The organism is Protofrankia sp. CiP1_Cm_nod4, from assembly GCF_982290645.1.
In genome coordinates this window covers 1-7,716 of the sequence record NZ_CEVIVC010000188.1, presented here as the reverse complement: position 1 = coordinate 7,716, position 7,716 = coordinate 1, and the positions used below count along the sequence as shown (strand labels likewise).

The window sequence follows — 7,716 nt, the reverse complement described above, 5'->3', positions numbered from 1 at the left end:
GGGGAGGAGGCCTGGGCGCGCACGGCCGCGATGTGCTGGTCCAGCTCCGTCCAGAGCTGTTTCTCGACGTAGCCACGGACCGCCCGGGCCCGCGCGCGCTGGCTGCGGATGCGCTGCGGCAGCTCGTCCACTGCCTGGCAGCGTAGCGCAGCTACGTGACACAGGGCGTGCGCATCACAGGGCGGAGCTGTCTACGCCCAGAGGGGGAGGGCGTTCACTCGCCGGGCCGTAGCCCCCGATCAACAACGGTGGCAGCGTCCTGGGGTGCTACCGGAGGAGGCACGGGCCCATGAGCGTGGCAGCCACACGACCAACGACCGCACCGCCAAACAGCACATCACCAGTCAGCGGACCACTGAACACCACGATCCAGTCGATCTTATCCGAGCCCACACTGTGCCAGGCGTTCTTACGGGTGGCGGACGCCAACGCCGACCACCTGGCGCTGAGCGGCTTCGGCGAGATCCTCGTCGGCGGCGTCACGGTCATGCCCGGCTACTTCGAGGACGCGGTGCGGCGGGGCAACCAGAGGCTCGCGCGGATCGAGCAGGCCGAACGCCGGAAGGTGCTCGACCACGACTGGGTGCCCGGAGGCGACGAGCTGACCCCGACGGCGAAGCTTAGGCGCAGGCCCGTCGAAGAGCGTTACGCCAAGATCATTGAGGGACTCTACGCATGAGCGTCACGTCCGCCACCGGCCACATCGTCGAGAGCGACGACCTGCGCCACCGGGTCGCGCCGGGTGTGAAGACCCGCGACAGCCTGTTCTGGACCCTGGTCCTGCCCGACGAGCGGATCGCCGCGCAGGTGTACGTCTGGACCGACGGGCGCGGTGTCGCCGGCCGGCAGGTCTGCGTCTACTTCCCCGACCGCGAGCGGAACGTCGTCCTGGGCGCCTTCAACGTCGAACTGGGCGACGCCAGCGAGCTGGACGACTGGCACTGCGCGGGCCTGTACCTGCGCCAGCCCGATCCGCTGCGCACCGCCGAGATCGTTTTTGCCGGCGACGAGGTGAGCATCGACTACCGTTTCGAGGCCAGCCACCGGCCCTTCAGCTACCGCGAGAACCCGGCGGGCTGCCCGCCGTGGATGGCGGCCAACCGCTTCGAGCAGGCCGGGCGCGCGTCGGGCACCCTACGGATCGGCGAGCGGGTCATCCCGTTCGCGGACGTGTGGGCGCACCGCGACCACTCCTGGGGCCGGCGGCACTGGAGCGCGGTGCAGCACTGGAAGTGGCTCGCCGCCGGTACCCCGTCGGGCGCGGAGCTCAACGCGATGTTCCACATCGCACGCGGCGAACTGGGCGTCAACGGCTACGTGCTGCGCGGCGGCGAACCGGTGGCGATCGTCGACAGCCGCCACCACGCCACCTACGACAGGGACATGGGCCAGGAGAGCCTGGAAGCCGAGCTGACCGACGCCCACGGCGGGACGACGCACCTGTGGATGCGGCGCTACGCCATCCTGCACCTGCCCGTCGGCTCCGACACGCTGATGTCCGAGGCTGCCTGCCAGGTGACCATCGACGGCGAGGCCGGCGCCGGGCAGTTCGAGACGCTGTGGCCCCGCGGCTACCTGAAGCGGCTGGTCGACGCGCAGTGAGCGCATCCTCCGAGACCGCCCCGCCCGCCGAGACCATCGGGGCCGTCCCGCCCGCCGGGGCTGCCCTGCCCGCCGGGGCTGCCCTGCCCGCCCTGCCCGCCGGGGCCGTCCCGTCCGCCGGGCCTGTCCCACCTGTCGAGGCCGTTGCGTCCGGCGGGAGCGCGCCGCCCTTCGACGTCGGCCGGCTCGAGGCCTACCTGCGCGGTCTTGGGCTGTGCCGTGGGCCGATCACGCTGCGGCGCATCGGTGAGGGCCACTCCAACCTGACCTACCTGGTGTCCGACGGCGAGTGTCGGGTGGTGGTGCGCCGGCCACCGCCACCGCCGATCCCGCCGGGCGGCCACGACGTCGTCCGCGAGGCGCGGGTGCAGCGGGCGCTGGGGGACGAACCGGTCCCGGTGCCGCGGATCCTCGCCGTCGAAGAGTCCACCGCGGTGATCGGCGCGCCGTTCTACGTCATGGCACACGTCGCCGGGATCGTCGCCACCACCCGCACGCCACCGGCGCTCGACACGCCGGCCGGCAGGCGCGCGGTCGGTGAGGCGCTCGTCGACACGCTCGCCGCGCTGCACCGCGTCGACCACGCAGCCGCGGGCCTTGGGGATTTCGGGCGGCCCTCCGGCGACGTCACGCGTCACCTGCGGCGCTTCGCGCGGATCGTCGACCCCGACGGGCACGGCCTGCCGGGGGAGCTCGGCGCGCTGCTGGACTGGCTGGTGGACGACCCGCCGGCGCCGGCCGCGCCGGCGATCGTCCACGGCGACTTCCGGCTGGGCAACGTCATGCTCGCCGCCGGCCCGCCCGCCCGGCTGGTCGCCGTGCTCGACTGGGAGCTGGCGACGATCGGCGACCCGCTGCGCGACGTCGGCTACCTGCTGGCCACCTACGCGGTGCCCGGCGAGCCACCGCACGCGCTGACCGAGATGAGCGCGGCGACCCTCGCCGACGGCTACCCCTCCCGCGCCGAGCTGGCCGCCCGCTACGCGGCCGCCACCGGCACCGAGGTGCCCGACGTCGACTGGTACACGGCGATGGCCCTGTGGAAGCTCGCCGTCCTGTTCGAGTACCAGCGCCGCCGGGTGGCCGACGGGATCGGCGACGCCTACTACTCCCGGCCCGGCCTCGTCGAGGGCTTCCTCGCCGCGGCCCGGCCCCTCACGACAGGAGCGAACCTGTGATCGCCTTACCCGTCGGAACCGGCATCGAGGCGTTCGCCTGCCGGGACCGCGGCCGCGCCGAGCGCCGCGAAGCCTTCACCCGGCCGCGCCGCGGCCTTTCGAACCTCACCAACGTCTCGGACGTCACCAACGGGATGCGCGGGGTGCCGGCGACCTGGGCGGTGAAATGAGCCAGGCTGCGGACAAGGTCCTCTACGAGAAGAAGGGGCCGATCGCGTACGTCACGCTGAACCGGCCCGAGAAGCACAACGCGATCGATCCCGATGCCAACGAACGCCTGCGGGAGATCTGGACGGACTTCCGTGACGACGAGGAGATCCGCCTGGCGATCCTCACCGGTGCCGGGGACAAGGCGTTCTGCGCCGGGGCGGACCTGTCGACGATGGTCGGGCACTGGACGGGCGCCGGGCCGAGCCTCGGCCGCGAGGCGCTGCCCAGGGGCTTCGCTGGCGGGATCACCCGCGGGCTGCACCGCACGAAGAAGCCCGTCATCGCCGCGCTGAACGGCTACGTCATCGGCGGCGGCCTGGAGCTCGCGCTGGCCTGCGACATCCGCGTCGCCGCCGAGCACTGCGTGTTCGGCTCGTTCGAGCTACGCCGCGGGATGCACCCCGCCGACGGCGGCATCGTGCGCCTGGTGAACATCTGCGGCGCGGGGATCGCGCTCGAGTTGGAGCTGACCGGCGAGCCGATCGACGCCCGGCGGGCGTTGCAGTGCAACCTCGTCTCCCGGGTCGTGCCCGCCTGCGAGCTGATGGCCTGCGCGGAGGACCTCGCGGCAAAGATCCTGCGCAACCCGCAGCGCGCCGTGGAGTCGGCGAAGGACACGATCCTCGAAGTCATCGGGCGGCCGCTGGAGGACCAGCTCCGCATCGAAGCGCTCTACGGCTATTCGATCATGGATAATCCGGAGATCGACGCCGAGCGCAAGCGCTTCCTCGCCGAAGGCGACCCGCGATGACCGGCCGCTCCGCCGCCGGCAGCCACCCCGCCGCGTTCGCCGGGCGCATACAGGAGCAGTCGTGACTGAAGCGGTCAACATCGGCCTGTCGATCTTCAGCGACGACCTCGCGCGGTACCCGGCGCCCGAACGCCGCCGGCTGCTCGGGCTGGCGGCCGAGGCCGGGCTGGGGCACCTGCACTGCGGCGACCACGTGAGCTTCCACGGCGGCTACGGCTGGGACGGCCTGACCAACGCCACGATGCTGCTCAACCTGCAGGACGAGCTGCCCGTGCACGTCGGCATCTACCAGCTGCCGCTGCGCCACCCGACCACCGTCACCCGGCAGCTGTCGACGGTGTGCGAGATGCACCCGGGCCGGCTCGTGCTCGGCGTCGGTGTCGGCGGCGACGACCGCAGGGAGATGGAGGTCTGCGGCGTCGACCCGCGCACCCGCGGTAAGCGGACGGACGAGAGCCTGCGGATCATCCGCCGTCAGATGACCGGTGAGGCCGTGACGTTCGCCGGCGAGATCTTCAACCTGGTCGACGCGGCGGTGCACCCGGTGGTCGATCCGCCCGTGCCGCTGCTCGTCGGCGGCCGTGGCGACGCGGCCCTGCGCCGGACCGCCAGCCTCGGCGACGGCTGGCTGGCCATCTGGGCCTCCCCGCGGCGGGTGCGCTCCTTCATCGAGCAGGTCGACGAGGAGGCGGCGCGCATCGGCCGCACCGGCGTCGCCTGGCGCCATGGCATCATCGTCTGGTGCGAGTTCGGGCCGGACCCCGACCGTGCCGCGCACCGGCTGGCCGAGAACATGCGGAACGTCTACAAGCTGCCCCGCGAGGCCTTCGAGAAGTGGTCGCCGGCCGGGCCGCCCGAGGCCGTCGCCGAGTTCTGCGCCCCGTACCTGGACACCGGGATCACCGACCTGACCTTCATCACCCAGGGTGAGGATCTGGCCGCCTCGATCCAGTCCACCGCCGAGGTCCGGAAGCTCCTGGGCCTGCCCGTCCCGGTGTCAGTGACGCGCCCGGCCCCGGGCGGGACGCATCCGGCCCGGGGCGAGACGTGCTCGGCCCGGGCCGAGAGATCAGCTACCGGTGGAGCGGTAGTGGCGTAGACCGGCGCGCCAGGCCACGGCGGCGAGGGTCAGCAGGACGGCGGCCACCAGCGGGGAGGCGAAACGGAACACGGACGGCAGGCCCAGCGGGTCGGGCTTGCCGAGCACGTACAGGGCGGGCTGCCAGTTGAGGAACGCCAGCGGGACGAGGAAGGTCAGCAGCCGCATCCCGTCCCGGCCGTAGATCGACATCGGGTACTGGGTCAGGAAGCTCCCGCCGTAGGTGACCGCGTTCATCGCCTCCGCGGCCTGCTCGACGGCGAACTGGAACGCCGCCCCGGCGATCCAGACCGCGCTGAAGATACCGACCCCACAGATAATCATAGTGGCGACGAGCAGGACGCGGCCAGGGGTCCAGGGCACGTCCAGCCCCGCGAGGGACAGCGCGAGAACGCCGACACCCTGGACGATCCCACCGAGACGGCGCGGGGAGAAACCGTCCGTGGCGACCTGCACGAGCAGCCCGGCCGGCCGGACCAGCATCACGTCGAGGCTGCCGTCCCGGATGCGTTCGCCGACCCGTTCCAGCGTCCCGAAGAACATGTTGGACACGGCAAAGGCGGTGCAGGACGTCCCGAAGAGGAAACCCACCTCGGCAAGGCCGAAACCGGCCAGGTGCGGCACGCGGGTGAACAGCACGCCGATCACCGCGATGTCCAGCCCGGTCGCCAGGAACTGCCCGACGGCCAGCAGCAGCACCGAGGCGCGGTACTGCCAGGCCACCCGCGTCCAGGCCGCCGCGAACAGCAGATAGTGCCGCACCGCTTCGTACCGGCGGCTCCGGCCGGGATGTTCGTCCCGGCTGTGCCGCTTGTTGCGGCCGGGATGTTCATCCCGGCTGGGCCGTTCGTGCTGGCTGGAACGTTCGTCCGAGCTGTGCCGGTTGTTCCTGCGGCCGGGGCGGGCCGCGCTGTTGTCAGCCACCCTGGACGACCAGCTTCCGGGTGGCGTGGGCGGTGAGCGCGCGGCCGGCCGCGAGGAGCGCGACGGCCCAGCCCACCTGGAACGCGATCGCCGCGACCAGCGACGCGCCGGTCCGGTTGCCGAGCAGGACGTCCGCCGGTATCTGCATCATCGCGGCGAAGGGCAGCGCCTCGGCAAGGTCCCGCAGCACTCCCGGCATGATCGTCAACGGCATGGAGATGCCGGAGAAGAACACCGTGAACAGGGTGTAGGCGCTTTCCAGCCCTCGCTGGTCGAGCAGCCAGAAGGTCGTGAGGGCGATCAGGTAACGCAGCCCGAAACTGACCAGGAAACCCAGGACCACGGACACGGCGAACAGCCCCCACACGCCGGCGGCATCCCACACACCGGCGGCGGACGCCGTGCCCGCGGCGGCGGCCGGGCTTGCGGGCGTCGGCAGGCGCAGGTCGAACAGGAGGGCCGCGACCAGCGTGGGCGGCAGTCCCCGGGTGAGCAGCTGGACTGCGGCGCGCCCGGCGTCGTCCGCCAGCCACCAGGTCTGGAAGCCCACCGGCCGAGCCATGTCCATCGCGACGGCGCCGGAACGGATGCGCTCGGGCAGGTCGATGCCGCCGCCGAACAGCGCCATCGACGTGATCAGCCCCTGCCCGAGGAAGACGAACGTCACGACGCCGCTGGTGTCGTACCCGCCGAGGCCGGGCCGCTGGTGCCACACCTGGAGCAGGACGTAGGCGCGGATGATCCCGAACACGGTGTTGGTGAACGCGCCCGCGACCGTGGCGGCCCGGTAGCCGGCATATCGCCGAGCGCTGTACCGGGCGACCGCGAGATAGGTGCCGACACCCCCTCTCACCGCGACGCCACTGTCAGCGCCGCCGTCGCTGATGACGCCGCCGTCGCTGATGACGCCGCCGTCGGTGATGCCGTTTCTCGCGGTGCCGCTGCCGACAGTGCCGCTGCGGGTGGTATAGCTCTCAGCGATGTCGCGGTCACGGGTTCCTCGCGCCCGAGGAGTCCACGATGCCCGGGGAACTCGCGGCGCCCGAGGAGTTCACACTGCCCGAGGTGCTCACGCTGCCTGCGGTGCCCGAGGTGCCCGAGGTGTACAGCCGGGTGATGATCTCCTCGATCGCCGGTTCGCGGATGGACAGGTCGACCAGCGGGTACCGGTCGGCCACGGCGGCGACCAGTGGCGCCGCGCTCTCGCCCGCCGGGAACGCCAGCCACTGGCGGGGCCCGTCCACCTCGACCACCCGGGTACCGGCCACGTCGATCGGCGGCCAAGGCTCGGCCAGGTCGACGACCAGGACGCGCTCCCCGCCGATCTGGGCGCGCAGGTCCGCCAGCCGCCCGTCGAAACCCAGCCGGCCGTGGTCGATGACGAGCACCCGCGGGCACATCTGCTCGATGTCGGTCATGTCGTGGGTGGTGAGCATGATGGTGGTCCCGCGCTCCCGGTTGAGCGCGGTGAGGAAGCCGCGTACGGCGGCCTTGGAGACGACGTCGAGACCGATCGTCGGCTCGTCCAGATACACGATCTCCGGGTCGTGCAGCAGCGCGGCCGTGAGATCGCCGCGCATGCGCTGACCGAGCGAGAGCTGCCGGACGGGCGTGTCAAGAAAAGAGGCGAGCTGTAACAGTTCGACAAATTGGTCGAGGTTTTCCTGATACCGTCCCGCCGGGATTCGGTAAATACGCCGGAGCAGATCGAAGCTGTCCCGCAACGGCAGATCCCACCACAGCGTCGTACGCTGCCCGAAAACCACCCCCAGCCGACGCGCCAGTTCCGTGCGCTGTCGGGACGGGTCAAGACTGCAGACCCGGATGCGCCCGGCGCTGGGCACCAGAATCCCGATCAACATCTTGATCGTCGTGGACTTCCCCGCCCCGTTCGGCCCCAGATACCCGACCATCTCCCCGGCGTCGACCCGGAAGGTCAGGTCACTCACAGC

The 7,716-nt window shown here is 71.7% G+C and carries 9 protein-coding genes; 6 read left to right on the top strand and 3 right to left on the bottom strand.

The window, feature by feature from the left end; all coding sequences use genetic code 11:
- Nucleotides 1-289 precede the first annotated feature (289 nt).
- The 6 genes from AC5LSR_RS22130 (at nucleotide 290) to AC5LSR_RS22105 (ending at nucleotide 4,840) form a co-directional block, all read left to right on the top strand.
- A complete protein-coding gene (locus AC5LSR_RS22130; RefSeq protein WP_250284654.1) occupies nucleotides 290-679 on the top strand; it encodes a hypothetical protein in 390 nt (129 codons plus the stop codon).
- Nucleotides 676-1,602, top strand: coding sequence for a DUF7064 domain-containing protein (locus AC5LSR_RS22125; RefSeq protein WP_250284653.1), 927 nt, complete (start codon nucleotides 676-678; stop codon nucleotides 1,600-1,602). Before AC5LSR_RS22130 ends, AC5LSR_RS22125 begins: the two co-directional genes overlap by 4 nt.
- Nucleotides 1,599-2,780 (top strand): phosphotransferase family protein, encoded by a 1,182-nt coding sequence (locus AC5LSR_RS22120; RefSeq protein WP_250291687.1) that lies wholly within the window; start codon nucleotides 1,599-1,601, stop codon nucleotides 2,778-2,780. Before AC5LSR_RS22125 ends, AC5LSR_RS22120 begins: the two co-directional genes overlap by 4 nt.
- Entirely contained in the window at nucleotides 2,777-2,950 is a 174-nt protein-coding gene (locus AC5LSR_RS22115; RefSeq protein WP_250284651.1) for a hypothetical protein, read from the top strand. Before AC5LSR_RS22120 ends, AC5LSR_RS22115 begins: the two co-directional genes overlap by 4 nt.
- Complete coding sequence (locus AC5LSR_RS22110; protein ID WP_250284650.1) at nucleotides 2,947-3,741, top strand: enoyl-CoA hydratase/isomerase family protein; 795 nt, start codon at nucleotides 2,947-2,949, stop codon at nucleotides 3,739-3,741. The genes AC5LSR_RS22115 and AC5LSR_RS22110 overlap by 4 nt, the downstream gene beginning before the upstream one ends.
- A gap of 61 nt (nucleotides 3,742-3,802) precedes the next feature.
- On the top strand, nucleotides 3,803-4,840 hold the full coding sequence (locus AC5LSR_RS22105; protein ID WP_250284647.1) for an LLM class flavin-dependent oxidoreductase: 1,038 nt from the start codon (nucleotides 3,803-3,805) through the stop codon (nucleotides 4,838-4,840).
- On the opposite strand, the gene AC5LSR_RS22100 is transcribed toward AC5LSR_RS22105, so the two are convergent.
- The 3 genes from AC5LSR_RS22100 to AC5LSR_RS22090 form a co-directional block, all read right to left on the bottom strand.
- A complete protein-coding gene (locus AC5LSR_RS22100; protein WP_493465647.1) occupies nucleotides 4,811-5,764 on the bottom strand; it encodes an ABC transporter permease in 954 nt (317 codons plus the stop codon). The genes AC5LSR_RS22105 and AC5LSR_RS22100 overlap by 30 nt on opposite strands.
- On the bottom strand, nucleotides 5,757-6,617 hold the full coding sequence (locus AC5LSR_RS22095; RefSeq protein ID WP_250284643.1) for an ABC transporter permease: 861 nt from the start codon (nucleotides 6,615-6,617) through the stop codon (nucleotides 5,757-5,759). Before AC5LSR_RS22095 ends, AC5LSR_RS22100 begins: the two co-directional genes overlap by 8 nt.
- 136 nt (nucleotides 6,618-6,753) lie before the next feature.
- Nucleotides 6,754-7,716, bottom strand: a 963-nt coding sequence (locus AC5LSR_RS22090) for an ABC transporter ATP-binding protein (RefSeq protein ID WP_493468945.1), incomplete at its 5' end; no start/stop codon positions are given.